Source organism: Agromyces hippuratus (assembly GCF_013410355.1).
Lineage (GTDB): Bacteria > Actinomycetota > Actinomycetes > Actinomycetales > Microbacteriaceae > Agromyces > Agromyces hippuratus.
Window position 1 is genome coordinate 837,111 of the sequence record NZ_JACCFI010000001.1, and the last position, 24,482, is coordinate 861,592.

At 69.8% G+C, this 24,482-nt stretch carries 23 protein-coding genes and 1 tRNA gene; 6 read left to right on the forward strand and 18 right to left on the reverse strand.

Going from position 1 to position 24,482, the window contains the following annotated elements; genetic code table 11:
- Positions 1 to 121 precede the first annotated feature (121 nt).
- From BJY17_RS04075 to rplU, 12 genes are all read right to left on the reverse strand, one after another.
- Entirely contained in the window at positions 122 to 1,354 is a 1,233-nt protein-coding gene (locus tag BJY17_RS04075) for a tyrosine-type recombinase/integrase (RefSeq protein WP_179550242.1), read from the reverse strand.
- Positions 1,355 to 1,397: 43 nt separating this feature from the next.
- Entirely contained in the window at positions 1,398 to 1,625 is a 228-nt protein-coding gene (locus BJY17_RS04080; RefSeq protein ID WP_179550243.1) for a helix-turn-helix transcriptional regulator, read from the reverse strand.
- A 162-nt stretch (positions 1,626 to 1,787) separates the two neighbouring features.
- Positions 1,788 to 1,863 (reverse strand) — tRNA-Ala (locus BJY17_RS04085).
- Between the two features lie 93 nt (positions 1,864 to 1,956).
- Positions 1,957 to 2,331: a ribosome silencing factor gene (gene rsfS / locus BJY17_RS04090; protein WP_179550244.1), complete on the reverse strand. Its 375-nt coding sequence runs from the start codon at positions 2,329 to 2,331 to the stop codon at positions 1,957 to 1,959.
- 34 nt (positions 2,332 to 2,365) lie between these two features.
- Positions 2,366 to 3,457: a hypothetical protein gene (locus BJY17_RS04095; protein ID WP_179550245.1), complete on the reverse strand. Its 1,092-nt coding sequence runs from the start codon at positions 3,455 to 3,457 to the stop codon at positions 2,366 to 2,368.
- A gap of 35 nt (positions 3,458 to 3,492) precedes the next feature.
- Entirely contained in the window at positions 3,493 to 4,092 is a 600-nt protein-coding gene (gene nadD, locus BJY17_RS04100) for a nicotinate-nucleotide adenylyltransferase (RefSeq protein WP_179550246.1), read from the reverse strand.
- Positions 4,093 to 4,108: 16 nt separating this feature from the next.
- Complete coding sequence (locus tag BJY17_RS04105) at positions 4,109 to 4,330, reverse strand: hypothetical protein (protein ID WP_056009123.1); 222 nt, start codon at positions 4,328 to 4,330, stop codon at positions 4,109 to 4,111.
- A gap of 51 nt (positions 4,331 to 4,381) precedes the next feature.
- Complete coding sequence (locus BJY17_RS04110) at positions 4,382 to 5,650, reverse strand: glutamate-5-semialdehyde dehydrogenase (protein WP_179550247.1); 1,269 nt, start codon at positions 5,648 to 5,650, stop codon at positions 4,382 to 4,384.
- A gap of 9 nt (positions 5,651 to 5,659) precedes the next feature.
- Complete coding sequence (gene proB / locus BJY17_RS04115) at positions 5,660 to 6,478, reverse strand: glutamate 5-kinase (RefSeq protein WP_179550248.1); 819 nt, start codon at positions 6,476 to 6,478, stop codon at positions 5,660 to 5,662.
- Complete coding sequence (gene obgE / locus BJY17_RS04120; RefSeq protein WP_179550249.1) at positions 6,475 to 8,076, reverse strand: GTPase ObgE; 1,602 nt, start codon at positions 8,074 to 8,076, stop codon at positions 6,475 to 6,477. The genes proB and obgE overlap by 4 nt, the downstream gene beginning before the upstream one ends.
- Before the next feature lie 72 nt (positions 8,077 to 8,148).
- Entirely contained in the window at positions 8,149 to 8,406 is a 258-nt protein-coding gene (gene rpmA / locus BJY17_RS04125) for a 50S ribosomal protein L27 (protein WP_056009138.1), read from the reverse strand.
- An 18-nt stretch (positions 8,407 to 8,424) separates the two neighbouring features.
- Entirely contained in the window at positions 8,425 to 8,733 is a 309-nt protein-coding gene (gene rplU, locus BJY17_RS04130; protein WP_074258992.1) for a 50S ribosomal protein L21, read from the reverse strand.
- 266 nt (positions 8,734 to 8,999) lie between these two features.
- Here rplU and BJY17_RS04135 point away from each other — a divergent pair, with 266 nt between their 5' ends.
- The gene (locus tag BJY17_RS04135) at positions 9,000 to 9,293 is read left to right on the forward strand and encodes a DUF4031 domain-containing protein (RefSeq protein WP_179550250.1); all 294 of its coding nucleotides are present in this window, start codon (positions 9,000 to 9,002) and stop codon (positions 9,291 to 9,293) included.
- Here the strand turns inward: BJY17_RS04135 and BJY17_RS04140 are convergent.
- Complete coding sequence (locus tag BJY17_RS04140) at positions 9,282 to 11,984, reverse strand: Rne/Rng family ribonuclease (protein WP_179550251.1); 2,703 nt, start codon at positions 11,982 to 11,984, stop codon at positions 9,282 to 9,284. The two genes, BJY17_RS04135 and BJY17_RS04140, sit on opposite strands and share 12 nt — an antisense overlap.
- Before the next feature lie 274 nt (positions 11,985 to 12,258).
- Here BJY17_RS04140 and BJY17_RS04145 point away from each other — a divergent pair, with 274 nt between their 5' ends.
- The gene (locus BJY17_RS04145) at positions 12,259 to 12,885 is read left to right on the forward strand and encodes a vitamin K epoxide reductase family protein (protein ID WP_179550252.1); all 627 of its coding nucleotides are present in this window, start codon (positions 12,259 to 12,261) and stop codon (positions 12,883 to 12,885) included.
- 71 nt (positions 12,886 to 12,956) lie between these two features.
- Here the strand turns inward: BJY17_RS04145 and ndk are convergent, their stop codons facing one another.
- From ndk to BJY17_RS04170, 5 genes are all read right to left on the reverse strand, one after another.
- On the reverse strand, positions 12,957 to 13,376 hold the full coding sequence (gene ndk, locus BJY17_RS04150) for a nucleoside-diphosphate kinase (RefSeq protein ID WP_179550253.1): 420 nt from the start codon (positions 13,374 to 13,376) through the stop codon (positions 12,957 to 12,959).
- On the reverse strand, positions 13,373 to 13,852 hold the full coding sequence (locus tag BJY17_RS04155; RefSeq protein WP_179550254.1) for a DUF4233 domain-containing protein: 480 nt from the start codon (positions 13,850 to 13,852) through the stop codon (positions 13,373 to 13,375). The genes ndk and BJY17_RS04155 overlap by 4 nt, the downstream gene beginning before the upstream one ends.
- Positions 13,849 to 15,210, reverse strand: coding sequence for a bifunctional folylpolyglutamate synthase/dihydrofolate synthase (locus BJY17_RS04160; RefSeq protein WP_179550255.1), 1,362 nt, complete (start codon positions 15,208 to 15,210; stop codon positions 13,849 to 13,851). Before BJY17_RS04160 ends, BJY17_RS04155 begins: the two co-directional genes overlap by 4 nt.
- Complete coding sequence (gene ileS / locus BJY17_RS04165; protein WP_179550256.1) at positions 15,207 to 18,524, reverse strand: isoleucine--tRNA ligase; 3,318 nt, start codon at positions 18,522 to 18,524, stop codon at positions 15,207 to 15,209. Before ileS ends, BJY17_RS04160 begins: the two co-directional genes overlap by 4 nt.
- Before the next feature lie 232 nt (positions 18,525 to 18,756).
- Entirely contained in the window at positions 18,757 to 19,152 is a 396-nt protein-coding gene (locus tag BJY17_RS04170; RefSeq protein WP_179550257.1) for a GntR family transcriptional regulator, read from the reverse strand.
- Between the two features lie 124 nt (positions 19,153 to 19,276).
- Here BJY17_RS04170 and BJY17_RS04175 point away from each other — a divergent pair, with 124 nt between their 5' ends.
- Genes BJY17_RS04175 through BJY17_RS04190 form a run of 4 tightly spaced genes read left to right on the forward strand, consistent with a single transcriptional unit; the run spans position 19,277 to position 24,432 of the window.
- Positions 19,277 to 20,938: an ABC transporter substrate-binding protein gene (locus tag BJY17_RS04175; RefSeq protein WP_179550258.1), complete on the forward strand. Its 1,662-nt coding sequence runs from the start codon at positions 19,277 to 19,279 to the stop codon at positions 20,936 to 20,938.
- On the forward strand, positions 20,916 to 21,899 hold the full coding sequence (locus BJY17_RS04180) for an ABC transporter permease (RefSeq protein WP_179550259.1): 984 nt from the start codon (positions 20,916 to 20,918) through the stop codon (positions 21,897 to 21,899). The genes BJY17_RS04175 and BJY17_RS04180 overlap by 23 nt, the downstream gene beginning before the upstream one ends.
- Positions 21,896 to 22,771: an ABC transporter permease gene (locus tag BJY17_RS04185; RefSeq protein ID WP_179550260.1), complete on the forward strand. Its 876-nt coding sequence runs from the start codon at positions 21,896 to 21,898 to the stop codon at positions 22,769 to 22,771. The genes BJY17_RS04180 and BJY17_RS04185 overlap by 4 nt, the downstream gene beginning before the upstream one ends.
- Entirely contained in the window at positions 22,768 to 24,432 is a 1,665-nt protein-coding gene (locus tag BJY17_RS04190; protein WP_179550261.1) for a dipeptide ABC transporter ATP-binding protein, read from the forward strand. The genes BJY17_RS04185 and BJY17_RS04190 overlap by 4 nt, the downstream gene beginning before the upstream one ends.
- The last annotated feature ends 50 nt before the right edge of the window (positions 24,433 to 24,482 follow it).

The following is a 24,482-nucleotide window of genomic DNA, read 5'->3' on the forward strand; positions in this document are numbered from 1 at the left end:
CGGAGATGTAGGCGAGTAGGTCGTTCGCCATCGACCAACTCGATCTGCCCGTCCCTACCGGCGCGCGACAAGGCCAATTTCCACCTCCCTGCCGGTTCCTTACCCCGAATCGCACCGACGCTCAGAAACCTGCCTCCCGGCGGTCCCCGCGCTCTTTGTCGATCTCGAGAACGCGGGCCGTATTCTTCGGACGTCCTTGAAGCTGACCGAGGACACCGGAGGTGTCCGGCGCGTCAATGGCGCGCTTGGCGTAGTACTGCTCGGTGACGCGGGAGCGCTTATGCCCGGCGAAACGTGCCGCCGCTTCCAGGCCGAGCGCGTCCGAGACAGCCGTTACCGCCGACTTGCGCAGCGCATGCGGGACGAGCTCGTCATCGATGCCTGCCCACGCCCGCACACTTCGAAGCGCGCGGTGCACGTCCTGAGTCCCGTTAGGCGCCCCAGTGCGGGTGTGGAAGACGAACTCGTTGCCGCCGCTGGCGAGTTTGCGGCGCCGCAGCATCGGGATCAACTCCGGAGGGATGGTGATGCGGCGCCACCCGGATTCGCTCTTGAGATAGTTCTCCCAGTGCTTCGGCTGCCCCTTCGAGTCGACGACCTTGCCGGCGATCGTGATGGTCGGCTTGAGCGAGTCCATGTCGACGTACTCCCACTTGAGGCCGACCGCTTCGCCGATACGAGCACCGGTCGCGAGGATGAGGTCGACGACATCGCCGAGGAGGTCGGAGGGTCGCGGACCCATCCGGTCAGGACGGTCTTGGTAGTTGCGGATGATGCCGCGGAATTCCGCCAGCTCCATCGGCTCGGGAGCGTAGATGGGTTTGAGCTGCTGCTTGACTCGCTTCACCTCGCGGGCGGGGTTCGCGACCATCAGGTCGTTCATCACCGCGTAGGAGCAGATCTGGCTGATGAGTGCTTTCACGTTTCGCGCCGTGCTCGGCGTCTTGTTGTGTATCGCCTTGTACACCCGCACCACCGTGCTGGCCTTGATCTCACGGATGGCCAGATCTCCCATGTGTGGCGCGATCTGCTTCTCAACGAGCCTGCGATTCTCATGCCGGGTGGTGTCGCGCTGTTCCTGGGTGAACTCCACATAGTCCATGAACTCCCGTGCCAGAGCCAGGAACGAAGAATCGGGCGAGAGATCGCCGAATTGACCGAGCGGCGCATACTGCTCCTCGATCGAAGCCATCAGCTTCCGACGTGCTGCCGCGTTGGAACCGGCCCGCGTTCGGAGTTTGCCGTAACTGCCATCGAGACGCCGGAAGCGCAACGTGCCGCGCACCCGACCATCGGGCAGACCCTGATATGTGATCTCCCCGTGTGAGCCAGGCGCTAGTTTGATCCGTGCCATCGGAATCGCCCTTTGCCAGGGGAGATGGGCACAACCGAACCGGTCACCGGCGGTCCGTTCGGGACCGCAACCATGCCTCGACGTTCGCCCGGCTGTAGCGCAATTGCTTGCCGAGCTTGGTCGCCTTCGGGCCGGTGCCCTCGAGACGCCAGTGGTAGATCGTCTCTCTGGACAGCTGCAGATACTCTGCGAGCTCGTCGACGGTGAGATAGTCCCCGAAGCTCTCGATCAGACGAGCCGACGGGGCGGTGGACGGAACAGATGTGCTCATACTCCTTATGAGTGCGGCACAAACCCTGTTACTTCATCGTCCGAGGTGATCCGTTGTAGATCGCTGTGGAACGGGGCCGAAACCAAAAAGGCCCCAAAAAGGCCCCAAGAGTCCCGATTCTACGAAAAGAACCCCTGAGAACTTGATGTTCATCAGGGGTTTTGGTGGATCTGAGGGGACTCGAACCCCTGACCCCCTGCATGCCATGCAGGTGCGCTACCAGCTGCGCCACAGACCCGTTCTGCCTCGCTTGAGGCAACGAATTGAGCTTACACCAGCCTCCGCCCCCAGACGAAATCGAGGGACCCTCGACCGGTGAAGCCCGCTCCGATCAGCTGCTCGCTGCGAGCAACGGCGCCACGGGAAGCGCCGGACAGTCGGCCCAGAGGCGCTCCAGACCGTAGTACAGGCGCTCCTCCTGGTGGAACACGTGCACGACGACGTCACCGAAGTCGAGCAGGATCCAGCGCCCGACCTGGTGGCCCTCGCGACGCTTCGTCGGCGTGCCGGCGCGGCCGAGCACGTCTTCGATCTCATCGGCGATCGCGATGACGTTGCGCTCGGAGTTGCCGGTGACGATGAGGAACACGTCGGCGAACGGGATCTGGCGCGACACGTCGAGTGCGACGAGATCATCGCCGCCCTTCGAGTCAGCCGCACGCGCTGCCAGCGCGAGCGTCTCGAGGGCCTGGTCGGATGCAGTCATGCGCTCACTTCCGGTGCGTGGTGGTTGTCTCGGATCAGAACAGCCCCGCGACGGCGCCGATGACGAGGGTGGCGACGACGCCGAGTGCGAGCACTCCGGCGGTCACGGCGAGCACGAGCGGAACGTTCATGCCCTCCTTCTTCGGCGGGGCGATCATGGCGCGGGCCGCACCCTGGGTGCTGATGGCGCGCGTCGCGGCGACCGGCGCTGCACCGGTGCCGACCTCTTCGATCTGGTCGAAGAGACGGTCGACGTCGGAGGAGTCGATGCGGCTGGGGTGCACGCCCGTCGCGCCGTACGAGCGCGGCAGGTCGATCGACCCGGTGGCGATGATCTCACCGCTCGATGCGAGGGGCGTGCCACCGAGCGAACCGTGGTCGGGCAACGTCGGCAGGATCAGCGCGTTGGTGGTCGTCGGAACGCCGTGACTCACGCCACCGCGCGACAGCAGTTGGTCGAACGGCTCTGCCGACTCGACCGGGGCGTTCAGCTGATCGGTCCAGTGACCGACCGCCGGCGACGGCGACACGATCGCCTCGTCGGGTCGAACCGGATGCGTCGGGCTCGCCCCCACCGGGAACGACACGGCGGCCCCTGGCTGCTGCAGCGGAGCCGGGTCGTCGATCTCGTCGTCTTCGAGGTCGAACTCGTCGAGCTGGTTGGCATCGAGCATCGCGCGAAGTTCACGGCGGGTGAGCGTGCGCTCGGGCGTCGTCGCCTCATTCAGGCCGTACGGCTGCGATGGCTGCTGCTCGGCGACGGGGCGCGGGTACGGCGCGGCCTCGGCCGGCGGCTGAACGGGTGCCGCAGGTGCGGGGGCCGGCGCGGGGATGACCGGACGCGGCGCGAAGGGGCTCTGCTGCGGCGCGGGCGCCGACGGCGCAACGGGGAACGAAACGGCCTCGCCGAAGCCACCGGCCGAACGAGGCGCCGCGTAGGCCGGGCTCGTCGCCGCGACCGGCATCGAGGGAACCGGCGCCGAGGGCGCGGGGACCGACTGCACGGGGAAGGGCGGCTGAGACTGCTGCGGCGCGACCGGCACGTCTGGAACGGGAGGCGTCTGACCGGAGGCATCCGGGGTCGCCGAAGGCTCCTGCTGCTCCAGCAGTCGCTCGCGTTCGCGCATTTCGCGGCGCGTCAGCGGCGGATCCTGCGACGACGTCATACGACACTCCGGTAGAGATGGTGCTTGGAGATGTACTGGACGACCCCATCGGGCACCAAGTACCACACCGGGAAACCCCGGCGCACCCTGCTCCGGCAATCGGTCGACGAAATCGCCAGTGCCGGAACTTCCAGCAAGCTTACGTCCTGCTCCGGCAATCCCGAAACGGACAGCACATGTCCCGGACGACTCACAGCAACGAAATGCGCGAGCTCCCAGAGCTCCTGCACGTCTTTCCAGGAGAGGATCTGCGCGATGGCGTCGGCGCCGGTGATGAAGTAGAGGTCGGCATCGGGGCGTTCGCGGCGGATGTCGCGCAGCGTATCGATCGTGAACGTCGGCTTCTCGCGATCGATGTCGACGCGGCTCACGGTGAACCGCGGGTTCGACGCCGTGGCGATCACCGTCATCAGGTAGCGATGCTCCGCCTGGGTGACGTTCGACTTGTAGCTCGGCTGGCCGGTCGGCACGAAGACGACTTCGTCGAGATCGAGCGACTGCGCGACCTCACTCGCCGCGACCAGGTGGCCGTGGTGAATGGGATCGAACGTTCCGCCCATGACTCCGATGCGAGGCCGGCGCTCCGCGACCGTCATCGCGCGCTCGCCAGCCTCAGTGGCCGCCGTGCTCGTCTCCGGCGTGGCGTGCGGCGTAGGCCGCGGCCTTGGCGGCGTGGCGGTTCGCCACGTCACGGTACGAGGCGACGACGAACCCGAGGGCGGCGAAGATCGCGAGCGCGATGAGACCGTAGACCCAGGACTCCATCGGCAGCTCTCTCGCGTGCACCGTCTCGGTCAACACCGTCGCGGTCTGCACTGCGGTGACAAGGCTCATTCGCCGTTCCTTTCGAATCCTGCGGGTCGTGCTCCAGACAGTCTAGCGAGGTCAGCCGCGCACATGTCCGGCACCACGCACGATCCACTTCGTGCTGGTCAGTTCGGGCAGGCCCATCGGGCCCCGCGCGTGCAGCTTCTGCGTGGAGATGCCCACTTCGGCACCGAATCCGAACTCGGCCCCATCGGTGAATCGGGTCGAGGCGTTCACCATGACGGCGGCCGCGTCGACCTCGTTGAGGAAGCGTTCGGCATTGCCGAGATCGTTCGTCACGATCGATTCGGTGTGCTTCGTCGAGTATCGGCGGATGTGCGCCATCGCGTCGTCGAGCGAGTCCACGACGCCGACCGAGATGTCGAGCGACATGTGCTCAGTGGCCCAGTCCTCGTCGGTGACGGGCTGCGCCTCGGGCCGGATCGCGCGGACCCGGTCATCGCCATGCACGGTGACACCGGATGCCTCGAGGCGCGCGAGCACCGGCGGCAGCAGCCGTTCGGCCGCGTCGACGTGCACGAGCAGCGTCTCGAGCGCGTTGCAGACGCTCGGTCGCTGGGTCTTCGCGTTGTGCACGAGGTCGACCGCCCAGTCTTCGCGGGCGCTCTCGTCGAGGAACATGTGCACGACGCCGGCACCCGTCTCGATGACGGGCACCTTGGCCTCGTCGACCACGGCACGGATGAGTCCGGCGCTGCCGCGCGGGATCAGCACGTCGACGTAGTCACGGGCCTGCATGAGGTGCCGGGCGCCGGCACGGCCGAAGTCGTCGACGGTCTGCACGGCATCGGCTGGCAGTCCGGCAGCATCGAGCGCGTCGCGGAGCACGCGGAGGAGCACCCGGTTCGTCTGCTCGGCTGCGGTGCCGCCGCGGAGCACCACGGCGTTGCCGCTCTTCAGCGCGAGCACGGCGATGTCGATCGTGACGTTCGGCCGCGCCTCGTAGATCGCGCCGATGACGCCGAGCGGCACTCGGATCTGGTCGATGCGCACTCCGTTCGGCAACGAGCGGCCGCTCACGGTGTCGCCGACGGGGTCGGTGAGTCCGATGACCTCGCGAACCGCGTCGGACAGCGCGGCGACCCGCCGCTCGTCGAGGGTGAGGCGATCGAGCAGGCCCGACCCGAGCCCGGCCGTGCGGCCCGCCTCGAGGTCGAGCGCGTTCGCCTCGATGATCTCGGCCGAGCGCTCGGCGAGCAGCACCGCCACCTGCTCGAGCGCCGCGTCCTTCTCGGCGGTCGAAGCGCGAGCGAGGCGCCGTGAGGCGTCCTTCGCCGCGGCGAGACGGGTATCGATCACCGAGACGTCGAGGTCGGGCTGCTCCATGCCCCCAGCCTAGGCGAGCGGGATGTCGCGCTCCGCCGTGTGACGCGGCGGCGCCGGGTCGAACCAGGTGCCGATGTCGTGCCCCGCGAGCGCCTCGGCGACGAGCGGCGTCGCCGTGATCAACACGGAAGCGCCGGCTTCGGCGGCGATGCGGGCGGCCGAGACCTTGGTCTCCGCTCCCCCGGTGCCCACGCCGGCGCGACCGGCGGATCCGATCTCGACGCCGGCCAGATCGTCGCCGTAGGGCACGTGCTCGATGCGACGCGCGCCCTCGAGGTGCGGCGGCTTCGTGTACAGCGCGTCGACGTCGGAGAGCAGCACGAGCAGATCGGCGCCGATGAGTTCGGCGACGAGTGCCGCGAGCCGGTCGTTGTCGCCGAAGCGGATCTCGTGCGTCGCGACGGTGTCGTTCTCGTTGACGATCGGCAGGATGCGGAGGGCGAGCAACCGGTCCATCGCACGCTGCGCGTTCGAACGAGGAGTGGAGTTCTCGAGGTCGCCCGCCGTGAGCAGCACCTGACCCGCGAGCACCCCGTAGCGGTCGAGGCTCGTCTGGTACCGCCACATGAGCACATTCTGCCCGACCGCCGCCGCCGCCTGCTGGGTCGCGAGGTCGGTCGGTCGCCCATCGAGGCTGAGGAACGGGATGGCGGTCGCGATCGCACCGGAGGAGACGAGCACGATCTCGGCGCCCCGTGCGTGTGCAGCGGCGAGGGCATCGACCAGCGGACCGATCTGCTCGGAGTTCTCACCGCTGATCGACGATGAGCCGACCTTGACGACGATGCGCGACGCGGTGGGGATCTCTGCGCGGCTGGCGGGGGTCATTCCCGATCCTCGCCGCTCGAGTCCTTCCCGGCTTCGGCGTCCGCAACGGGAGCCGCCTCGGCACCCGCAGCAACCTCGGCGTCGGTCTGCTCGTCGAGCTCGGTCCACATGCCCGCCGTGCGCTCGCGCTCGAGCTCGGCGCGCGCCTCGGCCTTGGCGTCCATGCGCTCGTAGTACTCGCTGCGGCGCTCGGCGCGCGTAGCGCGACGGTTCTCGTCGAGCCGGGCGTCGGTGCCACGAGGCGCGGTGATGAGTTCGGCCGTGGAGGTGAGTGTGGGCTCCCAGTCGAAGACGACTCCCGCGCCCTTGCCGATCACGACGGTCGAACCGGCGTCGGCGCCTGCACGCACGAGGGCGTCTTCGACGCCAAGCTTCGCGAGGCGGTCGGCGAGGAAGCCGATGGCCTCGTCGTTCGTGAAGTCGGTCTGCTGCACCCATCGCTCGGGCTTCTGGCCGAGTACGCGGTACATGGTGCCGTAGCTGCCGCCCTCTGCGCGCACGGTGAAGCCGGGGTCGTTGGAGGCCTTCGGCCGCATCACGATGCGCTCGGGCGCCGGCGGCGTCGCAGCTTCGGCCTCTGCGCGAGCCGTGTCGACGAGTTCGCCGAGGGCGAATCCGAGCTGACGCAGACCCTCGTGACTCACGGTCGAGATCTCGAACACGCGGTAGCCGCGCGCCTCGAGGTCGGGACGCACGAACTCGGCCAGTTCGCGCGCCTCGGGCACGTCGATCTTGTTGAGCGCGATGATCTGCGGTCGCTCGAGGAGCGGCAGCTGGCCCTCGGGCACGGGATACGCGGCGAGCTCGCCGAGGATGACCTCGAGGTCTGAGATCGGGTCGCGGCCGGGCTCGAGCGTCGCGCAGTCGAGCACGTGCAGCAGTGCGGAGCAGCGCTCGACGTGGCGGAGGAACTCGAGACCGAGGCCCTTGCCCTCGCTGGCGCCCTCGATGAGGCCGGGAACGTCGGCCACGGTGAAGCGGTGGTCGCCCGCCTGGACGACGCCGAGGTTCGGGTGCAGCGTCGTGAACGGGTAGTCGGCGATCTTCGGTCGAGCAGCCGACATGGCGGCGATCAGGCTCGACTTGCCGGCCGACGGGTAGCCGACGAGCGCGACGTCGGCGATGGACTTGAGCTCGAGCGTGATGTCGACCTCGTCGCCGAGCGTGCCGAGCAGGGCGAAGCCCGGGGCCTTGCGCTTGGTGGTCGAGAGGGCGGCGTTGCCGAGACCGCCGAGGCCGCCGGCCGCCGCGACGAAGCGCGAGCCGGGCTCGGTGAGGTCGGCGAGTTCGACGCCGTCGGTGTTCTTCACGACCGTGCCGACGGGCACTGGCAGTTCGAGGGTCTCGCCGACGGCGCCGGCGCGGTGGTCGCCCATGCCGGGCTGACCGTTCGCGGAGGAGCGGTGCGGACGCCCGTGGTAGCCGAGCAGTGTCGTCACCTGCGGGTCGGCGATGAGCACGATGTCGCCGCCGTTGCCGCCATTGCCGCCGTCGGGGCCGGCGAGCGGCTTGAACTTCTCACGGCGAACGGAGACGCAGCCGTTCCCGCCATGACCGGCACGCAGGAACAGCGTCACCTCGTCGACGAAGCTGACCATGCTGCATCCTCCAAACCGAGTAAAACACGTGAGGGCGGGCCGAAGCCCGCCCTCACGATGAACGTCGATCGACTATTCGCCGACCGCCACGATGTTGACGACCTTGCGGCCGCCCTTGTTGCCGAACTGCACTGCACCGGCCTCGAGCGCGAACAGGGTGTCGTCGCCACCGCGACCGACGCCCGCGCCCGGGTGGAAGTGCGTGCCGCGCTGGCGGACGATGATCTCGCCTGCGCCGACGACCTGGCCGCCGAAGCGCTTCACGCCGAGGCGCTGCGCGTTGGAGTCACGACCGTTGCGAGTGGAGCTTGCTCCCTTTTTGTGTGCCATTTCGCTTCTCCCGGGCCCTTACTTGATTCCAGTGACCTTGACGCGCGTGAGGTCCTGACGGTGCCCCTGGCGCTTCTTGTAGCCGGTCTTGTTCTTGAACTTCTGGATCACGATCTTCGGACCGCGGAGGTCGTTGAGGACCTCGGCCGTGACCGTGACCTTCTCGAGCGCCTTGGCGTCGGAGGTGATCTTGTCGCCGTCGACGAGGAGCACCGCGGCGAGCTTGACGTTGCCGTCCTTGTCTGCCTTGATGCGGTCCATCGTCACGATGGTGCCGACTTCGACCTTCTCCTGCCGACCGCCGGCGCGCACTACTGCGTAAACCACTACTCGTACCTATCTCTGGGGAGCCCGAGGGCCCCGACTGTCTGATGGGGTGTCACTGCGCGGTCGCCCCAGCGGGAAGAAGGGTGGTGACTGGCAGAAAACTGTTGTGCAGGCGATTCCAGAGCTCGGAGAACCGAACATCGGAGACCTGCGGACGGGCACACCGTGATAAGCGGCGGCACCAACGGTCGAGTTTACCGGATGTCGCGGGGCCGGTCAAACCACTGGCACCGGCGCGTCGCAGGCTCGGCGCGTAGGATCGGCCCATGACCGTGCTCATCGACACGCCGCTCTGGCCGAAGCACGGCACCGTCTGGGCTCACCTCGTGAGCGATGAGTCCATCGACGAACTCCGGGAGTTCGCTGAGAGAACCGGGCTGCCGCCGAGATCGTTCGATCTCGACCACTACGACGTGCCCGTCGAGCGCTACGACGACCTCGTCGCCGCGGGCGCCGTACCGGTCTCGCCGAGGGAGCTCGTCGAGCGCCTCCGGCAGAGCGGACTGCGCGTCACGCCGCGCGAACGGCGTGAACGCGCAGCCCGCTCATCACTCGACTGAGTCGGATGCCGCGGAGTCGCCCGAGCCGTCGGCCCGAGTGATCACGGGCTGGCCGCCGGCGGTCGTGCTGAGCGCGGCGGTCGAGACGCGACGACTGCGCGTGCGCCCCTCGCCCGCCTTCTTCGGAGCAGGGAGCGCGTCGAGCACCGAGTCGAGGAGCACCTCGGTCTCGGCGACGCGAGCCGGGCGCCTGCGCGACACCGGGGGCACGGGCAGGTCGAGGATCTGCGCGACCTCGGGGACCACGGGCGCCGTGGGCGCCTCGACGACCGGCGCGGCCGCAGCCGGCGGTGCAGCGACGGGCTCGGAGACGACCGGCGCGGCGCCCTGGTCCTGCGACACCCGACGGTGACGACCGCGACGACGACCGCCGCCCGTGGTCTCGGCCGGCTTCTCATCGGCGTCGGCCTTCGGAGCGCGGTCGGCGTCGGCGTTCGAGGCAGCGGGCTGCTCCCCCGCGACATCCGCTGCCGGCTCGTCGGCCTTGTGCTCGGTGTGCGGAATCGTCGACGCCGCGATCTGCGCGAGCGCGTTCTTCACGTCGTCGGTGATCGCGTGGGTACCGGTGTGCGTCTTGGGCTCGGCGGGCGCCTGCGCGGGCTGCTGCTGGTTGCCGCCGCGACCGCGACCGCGACGCTCGGGCTGCGACTGCTGGGCGCTGCGGTGCTTCACGACGGGCTCGTGGTGCACGATGATGCCGCGACCGGCGCAGATCTCGCAGGGCTCGCTGAACGACTCGAGCAGGCCGAGGCCGAGCTTCTTGCGCGTCATCTGCACGAGGCCGAGCGAGGTGACCTCGGCGACCTGGTGCTTGGTGCGGTCGCGCGAGAGGCACTCGACGAGACGACGCAGCACGAGGTCGCGGTTGGACTCGAGCACCATGTCGATGAAGTCGACGACGATGATGCCGCCGATGTCGCGCAGGCGGAGCTGGCGCACGATCTCTTCGGCCGCTTCGAGGTTGTTCTTCGTGACGGTCTCTTCGAGGTTGCCGCCGGAGCCGACGAACTTGCCCGTGTTGACGTCGACGACGGTCATCGCCTCGGTGCGGTCGATGACGAGCGAGCCGCCCGAGGGCAGCCAGACCTTGCGGTCGAGCGCCTTCTCGATCTGCTCGCTGATGCGGAACTCGTCGAAGGAGTCGCGCTCACCGGCGTACGCCTCGACGCGCTCGAGCAGGTCGGGTGCGACCGCGCGGAGGTACCGCTCGATGGTCTGGCGCGCTTCGTCGCCCTCGATGACCATCTTCTGGAAGTCCTCGTTGAAGACGTCGCGCACGATCTTGATGAGCAGGTCGGGCTCGGAGTGCAGCAGCGCGGGCGCCTGCACCTTCTCGAGCTGGGTCGAGATGTCGGCCCACTGCGCGATGAGGCGGTTCACGTCGAGCGTGAGCTGCTCTTCGGTGGCGCCTTCGGCCGCGGTGCGCACGATGACGCCCTGGTTGTCGGGCAGCACCTCTTTGAGGATCTTCTTCAGGCGCGCACGCTCGGTGTCGGGGAGCTTGCGGCTGATGCCGTTCATCGAGCCGTTGGGCACGTACACGAGGTAGCGGCCGGGCAGCGAGACCTGGCTCGTGAGGCGGGCGCCCTTGTGGCCCACCGGGTCCTTCGTGACCTGCACGAGCACCCGGTCGCCCGGCTTCAGTGCGAGTTCGATGCGGCGGGGCTGGTTCTTCTCGCCGTTCTCGGCGGCGGCCTCCCAGTCGACCTCGCCCGAGTACAGCACGGCGTTGCGACCGCGGCCGATGTCGACGAACGCGGCCTCCATGCTCGGCAGCACGTTCTGCACGCGCCCGAGGTAGACGTTGCCGATGAGCGATGCGTCCTGATTGCGCGCGACGTAGTGCTCGACGAGCACGCCGTCTTCGAGCACGCCGATCTGGATGCGGCCGCCCTTCTCGCGCACGACCATCGAACGGTCGACCGACTCGCGGCGGGCGAGGAACTCGGCCTCGGTGATCACCGCGCGGCGACGGCCGGCGTCGCGCCCGTCGCGGCGGCGCTGCTTCTTCGCCTCGAGCCGGGTCGAGCCCTTGACCTTCTGCGGCTCGGTGATGAGCTCGACCTCGCGGGGCTTGCGCACCTTGACGACCGTGTTGGCGGGCTCGTCGGTGTTGGCACGCCCCTCTTCGCCGCTGCGACGGCGCGTGCGCCGGCGTACGGTCGACGACTCGTCGTCGTCGCGGTCGCGAGCGGCGCGGTCGTCACGTGCCTGCTCGCGGCCACCGCGGTCGCCGCGTTCGTCACGGCCGCCGCGTTCGTCGCGCTCGGGCCGGTCGAAGCCCACGAGCACGGGCGGCGCGTGGAAGATCAGCGACGTGGTCGTGAGGGTCGCGGGGATCGGCGAGACCTCGACGGCCTCGACCGCCGGTTCGGCGACGACCTCGACGGTCGCAGCGGATGCCTCGGCACCCGTCGCCGCGACCGGGTCGACGTCGGAGGTCGCGGGCGTGGTCGCTGCGGCAGCGTCGACGCGCGGAGCGTCGGCCTTCGCGGGAGCGACCGGCGCCGCGGCATCCGTCGCTGCACTCTCGACCGCCGGCGCGACCGGAGTCTCGACCGCGGGCGTCACCTGCGTGTCGACCGCCTTCGCGCGGCTCGCGCGTCGAGCGCCGAAGAGGCCGCCGCGACGTCGGGTCGGGCCGTTGCCGGCCTCGGGTTCGTTCGTGTTCTTCTCGTTGCCTTCCACCATCTCTGGTGCACTCCTACGCCGGTTCCGACAGCCGCGCCGTCGTCCCGTACTCGTCTGGAGCGGCTCCGCGCTTGCGCCGAGCCGCCGAATCCTTCATTACTGCGACCGGCAGGTTGCCTGTGTCGCCACGTCTTGCGGTGCGTTCACCGCCCACTCGGATGCGCTGCATCCTCAAAGCCCTCATTGGCGTCGCGCCGGGCGCGGCCCGGACGACTCCTTCGATTATCGCATGCTCTCGCAGCTGGGAGCGGAATCGGCATGCCATAATCCGAGCATGCCGGACTCGCCCACCCGTTCCCGACCCGTCGGCCTCGCCGTATTCCTGCTGATCGCCGGAGGTCTCGGCCTCCTCGCAGCGTTCGAGCTGTCGATCGAGAAGGTGCTCTCGCTCAGTGACCCGTCGCACATTCCCGGATGCAATGTCGGCGTGCTCGTCGGGTGCAGCACCAACCTCGCCTCGTGGCAGGGCGGGGTCTTCGGGTTCCCGAATCCGTTCATCGGACTGATGGCCTGGCCCGTGGTCATCACCATCGCCGTGGCCATCCTCGCCGGCGCGACGTTCGCACGCTGGTTCTGGGCGGCGTTCAACGTCGGCGTCGCCGGCGCGCTCGTGTTCGTCGGCTGGCTCATCTACCAGAGCATCTACGTGCTCGACGTGCTGTGCCCCTGGTGCATGCTCACGTGGGCGGTCACGATCCCGACGTTCTGGGCGCTCACGCTCTACAACCTCCGCGAGGGGCATATTCCCGCATCGGCACGCGTGCGCCGCATCGCGGGCGTCTGGTTCGGGTGGGTGCCGCTCATCACGGTCGTCTGCTACGCCGTGGTCGTGCTCCTCGCACAGGCGCAGATGGACGCGATCCCGCGCGTCATCCTCGACCTGAAGAACGCCTTCAGCTGAGACACGGATGTCGCGGCGCCCGGGTGACCCGGGCGCCGCGACATCCGTTCAGCGGTTCGAAGCGCGACGCCTCAGAACCAGAGGGCGAGCTCGCGCTCGGCCGACTCGACCGAGTCCGAGCCGTGCACGAGGTTCTGCTGCACCTTCAGGCCCCAGTCGCGGCCGAAGTCGCCGCGGATCGTGCCGGGAGCCGCCGTCGTCGGGTCGGTCGTGCCGGCGAGCACGCGGAAGCCCTCGATGACGCGGTTGCCGGCGACGCGCATGGCCACGATGGCACCGGACTCCATGAACTCGATGAGCGGCTCGTAGAAGGGCTTGCCCTCGTGCTCGGCGTAGTGGCGGGCGAGCAGCTCGCGGTCGGGCTGCACGAAGCGGATGTCGACGAGGGAGTACCCCTTCGCCTCGATGCGGCGGAGGATCTCGCCGGTGAGGTTGCGTGCGACGCCGTCGGGCTTGACGAGCACGAGGGTCTCTTCGATGGGGCTGGTCATTGCTGTTCCTTCCATTGCGCGGCCGCTGCCGCTCGTTCTCGATCGATACGTGCGCCGGTCACCATGCAGTACCACCACATGCCGCCGAAGAGCGCGCCCACGACGAACATCGCGGGGTTGAGGAAGCCCGATGCGAGGATGAGCGCCTGGATCACCCAGCCGAGCGTGTACGCCCAGTTGAACCGCAGGAGCCCGATCGTCGCGATCAGGGCGAGGATGATGACGCCGCCGGCCGCGAGGGCGACCCATGACGGCAGGGAGCCCTCGACGCCGCCCTGGGCGAGCCCCCAGATGACGAGTGCCGCGAGGAACACCACGATGACCTCGAAGCCGAGCACGATGGCGGCGAGGCTCTGGCGGATCGAACGCAGCGGCGCGACGGGCGCGTCAGCGGCCAGGTCGCCGGACGCCGCGGCCTCACCGGACGCCGCGGCCGCGGTGTCGTCGGGTTCGGGCATGGACGTCGAGTCGCTCACGAGCGCCCCCATTCACGGTCTGCGGCGATGGCGATGGCCTCGCCCACGAGCACGATCGAGCCGGTGACCACGACAGCGCGCTTCGGTGCTTCAGCCGCCCACTTCCGTGCGTCGTCGAGCGCGTCGAGCAGGTCGTCGTACTGGTACACCTTGTCCTCGTTGCTCCAGCCGACGGCGGCGAGGGCGAGCTCGTCGACGGGGATCGAGCGCTCCGACGACGAGGTGGTGATGTTGAACCGCTCGACGGCACCGTCGAGCGCCGTGACGATGCCCTCCGCGTCCTTGTCGCGCAGCACGCCGACCACTGCGACGACCTCGTCGAAGTCGAAGTACTCGTCGAGGGCCGCGACGAGCGCGCGCGCTCCGTGCGGGTTGTGCGCGGCGTCGACGAGCACGGGCGGCTCGGTGCCGACCATCTGCAGGCGCCCGGGCGAGGTCACCGCGCCGAGGCCCTGCTGCAGCACCTCGTCGGCCATGCGCATCGTGCCGGCGCCGAGGAACGACTCGACCGCGGCGATGGCCACGGCGGCGTTCTCGGCCTGATGGCGTCCGAAGAGCGGCAGCGCGAGATCGCGGTACTCCCCCGCGAGGCCCTTCACCGAGATGAGCTGGCCGCCGACGGCGACGCGGGAGTCGAGCACCGCGAATGCGCCGCCCTCGACGGCGAAGGTTCCGCCCCGCTCGGCCGTGACGTCGCGCAGCACCGTCAGCGCCTCGGGCGACTGGAACGCCGTGACGACGGCCGCCTCGGACTTGATGATGCCGGCCTTCGTGCGCGCGATCTGCTCGATCGTGGTGCCGAGCGCCGACTCGTGGTCGAGGTCGATCGGCGTGAACACGGCGACCTGACCGTCGGCCACGTTCGTCGAGTCCCACTCGCCGCCCATGCCGACCTCGAGCACGACGACGTCGACCGGGGCGTCGGCGAAGCACGCGAACGCGAGCGCCGTGAGCGTCTCGAAGAAGGTCAGCCGGGGCTTGCCGGCCGCTTCGAGCTCGGCGTCGACGATGGCGATGAACGGCTCGATCTCCTCCCAGTTGCGGGCGACGGCCTCGTCGGAGACCGGCTCGCCGTCGATGAGGATGCGCTCGGTGAACCGCTCGAGGTGCGGGCTCGTCATGAGGCCGGTACGAAGGCCCCCAGCGCGCAGGATCGACTCGATCATGCGGCTCGTCGAGGTCTTGCCGTTCGTGCCGGAGATGTGGATCACGGGCGCGGCGCGATGCGGGTCGCCGAGGATCTCCACGGCGCGTCGCGTCGCGTCGAGCCGTCGCTCGGGGGCGGCTTCGCCGACCCGTTCGAGCAGGCTCCGGTACACGGCGTCCGCCGCGTCGACGTAGTCGAGTTCGTCGGTCATGCCTTCGCCACCTCCACGGCCAGTCGCGAGGACTCGCCGACCGTCTTCGCCTCGTCGTCGGGGTCTCCGGCGATCACGGTCAGTTCGGTCGCGAGCGTCTCGCCCGCGATGAGCTCGCGGTGCCGCTCGGCCGCCGCCGCCCCGGTCTCATCGAGCGTCAGCGTCAGGCGGATGCGGTCGCCGACCTCGAGGCCGGCTGCCTTGCGCGACTCCTGCACGGCGCGAACGACATCGCGCGCAAGACCCTCGGCCTCGAGCTCGGGGGTCGTCGCCGTGTCGAGGATGACGAAACCGCCGTCGGCGAGCAGCGCGAGCGCGCTCGATCCGTCGCCCGAGCCGCCCGCTTCGAGCACGAGGTCGTACTCCCCCGCCTCGAGCGCGATGCCGCCCGCGACGACGGTGTCGCCCTCGACGCTCCAGTCGCCCGAGCGGGCGGCCTGGATCGCCTGCTGCACGGTCTTGCCGAGCCGTGGCCCGGCGGCGCGCGCATTGACGGTGAGCCGCTTCGTGACCCCGAAGCGCTCGGCGCTCGAGGCGTCGAGCGTCACGAGGTCGACGGCCTTGACGTTGAGCTCGTCGCGCAGGATCGCCTCGAACGGCGCGAGCGCCGCGGCATCCGTCGCGACGACCGTGAGGCGGGCGAGCGGGAGCCGGACCCGGCGACCCGACTGCTTGCGCAGCGAGAGCGCCGCAGAGCTGATCTCGCGCACCGAGTCCATCGCGGCGACGAGGTCGTGGTCGACCGGGAAGGCCGCGGCGTCGGGCCAGTCGGCCAGGTGCACGCTGCGCCCGCCGGTGAGGCCGCGCCAGATCTGCTCGGACACGAGCGGCAGCAGCGGAGCCGAGAGGCGCGTGAGCGTCTCGAGCACCGTGGAGAGCGTGTCGAACGCGTCGCTGCCCGAGCCGTCTTCACCGACGCCCGCCCAGAACCGGTCGCGCGAACGGCGCACGTACCAGTTCGTCAGCACGTCGCCGAAGTCGCGCAGCTTCGCCGCGGCGAGCGGCGAGTCGAAGGCCTCGAAGTCGGCGGTGACGTCGGTGACGAGCTCCCCGAGCTTCGCGAGCAGGTAACGGTCGAGCACGTCGGTCGAATCCGTGCGAGCGGATGCCTCGTAGCCGCCCTCGCGCGCCGAGTTGGCGTAGAGCGAGAAGAAGTACCACGTGCTCCAGAGCGGCAGCATGAACTGCCGCACGCCCTCGCGGATGCCCTCTTCGGTGACGACGAGGTTGCCGCCGCGCAGCACCGAGCTCGACATCAGGAACCAGCGCATCGCGTCGGAGCCGTCGCGCTCGAAGACCTCGGAGACGTCGGGGTAGTTGCGCAGCGACTTCGACATCTTCTGGCCGTCGCTGCCCAGCACGATGCCGTGGCTCACGACGTTCGAGAAGGCGCGCCGGTCGAACAGCGCCGTCGAGAGCACGTGCATGACGTAGAACCAGCCGCGCGTCTGGCCGATGTACTCGACGATGAAGTCGGCGGGGTTGTGGCTGTCGAACCACTCCTGGTTCTCGAACGGGTAGTGCACCTGCGCGAACGGCATCGAGCCCGAGTCGAACCACACGTCGAAGATGTCGGGGATGCGGCGCATCATCGAACGGCCGGTGGGGTCGTCGGGGTTCGGTCGCACGAGGTCGTCGATGTAGGGGCGGTGCAGGTCGGGCTCGCCGTCGGGGTTCACCGGAAGGCGGCCGAAGTCGCGCTGCAGCTCCTCGAGCGAGCCGTAGACGTCGACGCGGGGATACTCGGGGTCGTCGCTCTTCCACACCGGGATCGGCGAGCCCCAGTAGCGGTTGCGGCTGATCGACCAGTCGCGGGCACCCGCGACCCACTTGCCGAACTGGCCGTCCTTGACGTTGTCGGGCACCCAGTTGATGTCTTGGTTGAGGTCGCCCATTCGGTCGCGGAACTCCGGCACGCGGATGAACCAGCTCGAGACGGCCTTGTAGATGAGGGGGTTCCGGCAGCGCCAGCAATGCGGGTACGAGTGCTCGTAGCTCGCCTGGCGGAGCAGGCGCCCCTCGGCCTTCAGCAGTTGGGTGAGCGGCTTGTTCGCGTCGCTCCACAGGAGCCCCGCGACATCCGTCACCGCCGGCAGGAAGCGGCCGCCCTCGTCGAGGGAGATGATCACCGGGATGCCCGCGGCCTCGGAGATCTTCTGGTCCTCTTCACCGTAGGCGGGCGCCTGGTGCACGATGCCGGTGCCGTCTTCGGTCGTGACGTAGTCGGCGACGAGGATGCGCCAGGCGTTCTGCAGGCCGTACTCCTCGACGTCGGCGTAGTAGTCGAAGAGCCGGTCGTAGGCCACGCCCTCGAGCTCGCTGCCGCGCACCGTGCGCGAGACCGCGGCGCGCGCGTCGTCGGCCGACTCGTAGCCGAGCTCCTTGGCGTAGTTGCCGACGAGGTCGATCGCGAGCAGGTACTCGCCGCCGAGCACCTCGGTGTCGGATGCCACGGCGCCCGAGACGGCGGTGCCGACCTCTTCGCGCAGCACGGTCGCATCGGGCGTGCCGTTCGGACCTGCGGGCACGACCGCGTACTCGATGTCGGGACCGACCGCGAGGGCGAAGTTCGTCGGCAGAGTCCACGGCGTGGTCGTCCAGGCGAGGGCGCGCACGGCCGTGAGCCCGAGCGACTCGGCCTTCGCGCCGACGAGGGGGAAGGTGACCGTGACCGTCTGGTCCTGACGCATCTTGTAGACGTCGTCGTCCATGCGCAGCTCGTGGTTCGAGAGCGGCGTCTGGTCGCGCCAGCAGTACGGCAGCACGCGGTACCCCTCGTAGGCGAGGCCCTTCTCGTGCAGCGTCTTGAACGCCCAGATGACGCTCTCCATGAAGGTCACGTCGAGCGTCTTGTAGTCGTGCTCGAAGTCGACCCAGCGCGCCTGGCGGGTGACGTACTCCTGCCACTCCTTGGTGTAGCGGAGCACGGCGTCGCGAGCGGCCTGGTTGAAGGCCGCGATGCCCATCTCCTCGATCTCGCTCTTGTCGGTGATGCCGAGCTGGCGCTCGGCCTCGAGCTCGGCGGGCAGGCCGTGGGTGTCCCAGCCGAAGCGGCGATGCACCTGCTTGCCGCGCATGGTCTGGAAGCGCGGGAAGAGGTCCTTCGCGTAGCCGGTCAGCAGGTGCCCGTAGTGGGGCAGGCCGTTGGCGAACGGTGGGCCGTCGTAGAAGACCCACTCGGGAGCGCCCTCGCGCTGGTCGATCGAGGCCTGGAACGTGCCGTCGGCCTTCCAGAAGGCCAGCACGTCGCGCTCGACGGCGGGGAACTCGGGTGAGGGGGCGACACCGTGGTCGTCTGAGGTACGGGGGTACACGCTCGCTCCTTGCGGGGACGGATGCTCTCACGAGGACGCCGGTGCTCGATCGAGCGCCGCCGCGGTACCACCTCGCTTGCGAATCGCGTCTTGCGACCGACTCGCCCCTCATTGCCGGCGGTGACGGGCCGAACCGTTCGGTTCTACTGCCGAGCGGATGCCGCGTGGCGCCCGCCTGGGTTCTTCCGAAGACTCCCCGGTGATAGCCGGATCAACATCGTTGCCGTCAAGACTACCGCGTCGGCATGGGACGCAGCACGCCAGAGGCACGGGGCGCCGAGCGGTACGCCTCGCTGACGAGCGCCAACAGGGCGGCCTCGGGCAGTTCGTGGTTCTTCGCCTCGTCGACGAGGTCGTACACGGCGCCCGCGAGCGCGGCATGCCCGCCGATGCGCACGGCGACGACGGCACCCCGGCCGCGATGGAGCTCGATGAGGCGCTCGTCGCGCAGCCGGTGATATGCGCGGAGCACCGTGTGCACGTTGACGCCGAGCGAGTCGGCGAGTTCGCGAGCTGCGGGCAGGCGCTCGCCGCCCGAGAGCCGACCGTCGATGATGGACGCGCGCAGGCCCGAGGCGAGCTGCTCGAAGAGCGGTGCGTCGAGGGTGGGGTCGAGGCGGATCAGCATGTTCAAAGTTTATTGTTCTAGTGATAGTCGAACAACCTGCTTGTCGCGGCTGCACGCCGATGTCAGGATGTGTTCGGGCCACGCCGACGCGAGCCCGCCCCAGCTCCCCACCGCAAGGACCTCGATGCGTGCTGCACCCGTGACCACCTCCTCGAACGTGCGCAGGCTCGCCGCCGCCGGCGTCGCCCTCGTCTCGACGATCGCACTCGCCGCCTGCCAGGCGCCGGCGCCCGTAGCATCCGGCGAGCCGGTGTCGGGCGGCACGCTCAGCTACGCGAGCGGCGACGCCGAACCGACCTGCCTCGACCCGCACGTCGGCGGCAACTACCCGCAGGCGCTGCTCGCCGGCCAGTTCCTCGAATCGCTCGTTTCGCGCGACGCATCGGGCGAGATCATCCCCTGGCTCGCGGAATCGTGGACGGTCGCCGACGACGGCCTCACGTGGGAGTTCACCCTTCGCGACGACGTCGCCTTCACCGACGGGACGCCGTTCGACGCCGCCGCCGTCAAGGCCAACGTCGAGCACGTGAAGGACCCGGCGACCCAGTCGTCGACGGGCTACCTCGCTCTCGGCAAGGTCGAGGCCGTCGAGGTCGTGGGCGACCAGGTTGCCCGCTTCGTGATGAATGCGCCCGACAGCGCCCTGCTCGAGTCTCTCAGCCAGCCGTGGGTCGCCATCGAATCACCCGCCGGCCTCGCCCGCGGCATGGACGAGAACTGCCAGGCGCCGATCGGCACCGGCCCCTTCGTCGTCGACGAGTGGGTCAAGCAGGATCGCGTGTCGCTCGTGCGCAACGACGACTACACCTCCCCGCCCGCCGATGCGGCGCACGAGGGGCCCGCGTACCTCGACGCGATCGACTGGCGCTTCGTTCCCGACTCCGCTTCACGGTATGCGGCACTGCAGGGCGGCCAGGTCGACGTCATCGACAACCCCCAGCCCGACACCATCGCGGCTGCGAAGTCGAACGACTCGCTCACCTGGCTCGACGCGCCGCGCCCCGGCGCTGCGAACCGCATCGAGCTCAACTCGGGTCAGGCCCCGTTCGACGACGAGCGCGTGCGCGAGGCGTTCATCCGCGCGGTCGAGGTCGACGAGGGCATCGACGCGCTCTTCTTCGGCACGGCGGAGCGGTCGTACTCGCCGCTCTCCTCGGTCGAGGCGGTCGCGTACGCCGACGACTCGCTCTTCCAGCCCGACCTCGAGCGGGCGAATGCCCTCCTCGACGAGGCTGGGTGGACGGAGCGCGACGCCGACGGCTATCGCGTGAAGGACGGTGCGCGGCTGACCCTGCGCTTCCCGGTGAGCACGAACCAGTCGATCCCCGCCGAGCAGTCGCTCTTCGAGCAGGTCCAGGCGACGGCCGGGGCAGCGGGCTTCGACGTCGTGATCGAGCTCCTCGACCTCTCGAGCTGGTACGGCGCGCTCGCGGCGCACGAGTACGAGATCGTGAGCGCTCCGTACACCAAGGTCGGCCCCGACGTCCTGCGCATCCTGTATCACTCCGACAGCATCACGCCGGCGCCGAGCGGGTACTTCGCGAACCTCGCACAGCTCGACGACCCAGAGGTCGACTCGCTCCTCGCCGATGCTGCGACGACGAGCGACGCCGAAGCCCGCGCCGGGCTCTACGAGCAGGCGCAGCAGCTGATCCTCGGCGGTTACTACCTGCTGCCGCTGTACGACCAGCAGAACAGCTTCCTGCTCAGCACGTCCGTACAGGGGGCCCGCGCGATGCCGACCGTCTCGACGCCGACGTTCTATGACGCCTGGCTCGCCGGCTGAGCAGCGCCGCTCCCCCCGCGGCGCCACCGTTCGCCGCGCCGGCCTGCTCGTGGCCGGCGCGGTGTTCGTGCTGTGGGCGGTGGCCACGCTGACCTTCTTCGCGATCCGACTGATCCCCGGCGATCCGGCGCAGGCGATCCTCGGCGGCCCGGGCTCGCAGGCGTCCCAGGAGGCGCTCGACCAGGTGCGTCGCGACTACGGGCTCGACCAGCCGCTCATCGTGCAGTACTTCGCGATGCTCGGTCGCCTGCTCACGGGCGACCTCGGAACGTCGTACGCCCTCAAGCTCCCCGTCGCCGACCTGCTCGCGGCCCAGCTCGGCGGCACGCTGCTGCTCGCCGCGCTCTCCCTGGTGCTCGCATGGGTCCTGGCGCTCGGTCTCGCGATCTGGTCGACCGGGCGCGGCAGGATCGCGAGCGCCGTCGGCGAGGGCATCGAGATCACGACCGCTGCCCTGCCGCACTTCTGGCTCGCCGCCGTGCTCATCGCGGTCTTCAGCGTGGCGCTGGACTGGCTGCCGCCCGTCGCCACCGGCACTCCCGTCGGGTTCGTGCTGCCCGTCGTGACCCTCGCGATCCCGCTCGCGGGCTTCCTGGCCCAGGTCATGCGAGACAGCCTCCTCGACGCGATGCAGCAGCCCTTCGTCGTCTCCGCCCGCGCCCGCGGCGAGAGCGCTCTGGGCCTCCGTGTGCGCCACACGATCCGGCACGCCGCACTCCCGGCCATCAGCCTGTCGGGCTGGGCGCTCGGCTGGCTGCTCTCGGGGGCGGTCGTCGTCGAGACGATCTTCGCGATGCCCGGGCTCGGTCGCACCCTGCTGCAGGCGGTGACGCTCCGAGACATCCCGGTCGTCACCGGCGTGGTGCTGCTCGTCGCGCTCGTGTACGTGCTGATGACCGTGCTGACCGATCTCGCGGCTCGCATCGCCGACCCTCGATTGCGTCAGGAGTCCAGCCGATGAGCGATCTCGAACTCCAGCAGGCCACCGCGGTCTCGGCAGCCGCGCACGCGCCCGCACGTCGTAGAGGTCGGATGCCGCGGGTCGGCACCCTCGTCGCGGGAGCGTTCGTGCTCTTCCTCCTCGCAGCGACACTCGCGCCGGAACTCGTCGCGACGCAGGATCCCAACGAGATCGCCCCCGCCGACGCGTTCCAGTCCCCGTCGCCCGCGCACTGGTTCGGCACCGACGAGTCGGGCCGCGACATCTACAGCCGCGTCGTCGCCGGCACCGCCACGTCGCTCCTCATCGGGGTCGCGGCGACCGCGATCGGCCTCGCGCTCGGACTCGTGCTCGGCGTGCTGGCGAGCTTCGGCGGCCGGGTCGTCGACTACGGCGTCAACCGCCTCGTCGAGGTGCTCTTCGCCTTCCCGGGGCTCCTCCTCGCACTCCTCGTCATCGTCGTGTACGGACCCGGCCCCGTCACGGCCACGGTCGCGGTCGGCCTCTCCACGGCGCCGGGCTACGCCCGGATCATCCGTGGCCAGCTCGTCGCGATCCGCTCGTCGCAGTACGTCGAAGCCGCGCGGGTGCTCGGCCGTTCCCCCGCCCGCATCCTCTCCCGGCACGTGCTGCCGAACGCGCTCATCCCGATCTTCGTGCTCGCGACACTCGGCATCGGCCAGGCGATCGTCTGGGCCGCCGCCCTCAGCTATCTCGGACTCGGTGCCCAGCCCCCGGCCGCGGAGTGGGGTGCGATGCTCGCCGCCGGCCGTACGTACCTCGCGACCGCATGGTGGATGACGGTGTTCCCCGGGCTCATGATCGTCGGCACGACCATCGCGACGACCGTGCTCGGTCGCGCACTCACACGTCGCGGGCGGGGCGAGCGATGAACTCGGAACCCGCTCCGGTGCTCGACGTGTCGCGACTGCGTGTCGCGTTCGAAGGAGTCGAGGTCGTGCACGGCGTCGACCTCACTATCTCCCGGGGCGAATGCGTCGCCATCGTCGGCGAGTCCGGTTCGGGCAAGTCGGTGACGGCGCGGGCACTGCTCGGCATGGCCGGCGCCGGTTCACAGGCCTCGGCCGAGCGGCTGCGCATCGACGGCCTCGATCTGCGGGCGGCGAGTGAACGCGAGTGGCGAGGCGTGCGCGGGCGTCGGGCGGGGCTCATCCTGCAGGACGCGCTCGGTTCCCTCGATCCGCTCAGAACCGTCGGCCGCGAGATCGACGACCCGCTCAGGATCCATCTGCGGCTGTCGGCGGCCGAGCGGTCGGCTCGAGTGCTCGAGCTCCTCGCCGATGTCGGCATGCCCGAACCGGCGTTCGCCGCCGGGCGCCGTTCGGGCGAACTGTCGGGCGGACTCCGTCAGCGCGCGCTCATCGCCGCGGCGATCGCGCTCGATCCGCCCCTGCTCATCGCCGACGAGCCGACGACTGCGCTCGACGTCACCGTGCAGGCGCGGATCCTCGCCCTGCTCGACGAGATCCGCGAACGCGGCACGGGGATGCTGCTCATCAGCCACGACCTGGCCGTCGTGTCGCGCATGGCCGACCGCATCCTCGTCATGCGCGACGGACGGATCATCGAGCAGGGCCCGACCCGAGCCGTGCTGGAGTCGCCGCGGGAGGACTATACGAGAGCACTGATCGCGGCGGTGCCGGCGCAGACGCCGCGCGGGGAGCGACTCTCGATGACGCCGAAGCAACCGGCGATCCGCACGACGAGGGCAACGCCGACGCCGCCGGCCGCGGCTCCCACCGTCGAAGCGACTCCGCTCCTCGAGCTGGCGCACCTCACCAAGACGTTCGCCGTGCCCGGCGGCCGCTTCACGGCCGTCGACGACGTGTCCCTGTCGCTCCGGCGCGGCGAGACGCTCGGACTCGTCGGCGAATCCGGCTCGGGCAAGACCACGGTGGCTCGACTGGCCCTCGCCCTCACGGCGCCCGACCGCGGCACGGTGCGCTTCGACGGCGAGGAGTGGTCGGAGCTGGCCGAGCGGCGCCGGCGCCCGGCGCGCCATCGGATCGGCGCGATCTACCAGGACCCGCTCGGCTCCTTCGACCCGCGGTGGAACGTCGGCCGCCTGCTCGCCGATGCGGTGCGCGGTGCCCGCGAGGCGGGCACGAGCGACAGGTCCTCCGGACCCACCGCTCCCGTCGTCACCGCACTCCTCGACCAGGTCGGGCTCGCGGCATCCGTCGCCGACCGGCGGCCCCTGACGCTGTCCGGTGGCCAGCGGCAACGAGTGGCGATCGCGCGAGCCCTTGCCGGGTCGCCCGAGCTCCTGATCTGCGACGAACCCGTCTCCGCGCTCGACGTGACGATCCAGGCGCAGATCCTCGACCTGCTCGACGACCTGCAGCGACAGCGCGGCCTCGCCCTGCTGTTCATCTCGCACGATCTCGGCGTCGTGCAGCACATGGCCGACCGGGTCGCGGTCATGCAGGCCGGCCGGGTCGTCGAGAGCGGCGCCGCCGACGCGCTGTTCGCACACCCGGAGCATCCGTACACCGCCCGACTCGTCGCCGATTCGCCCCGCCTCCCCCGCTGATCCGGGCGGGCGAGGCGCGCCGACGGCGTCCAGCCGGCTCTCGGCGCGCT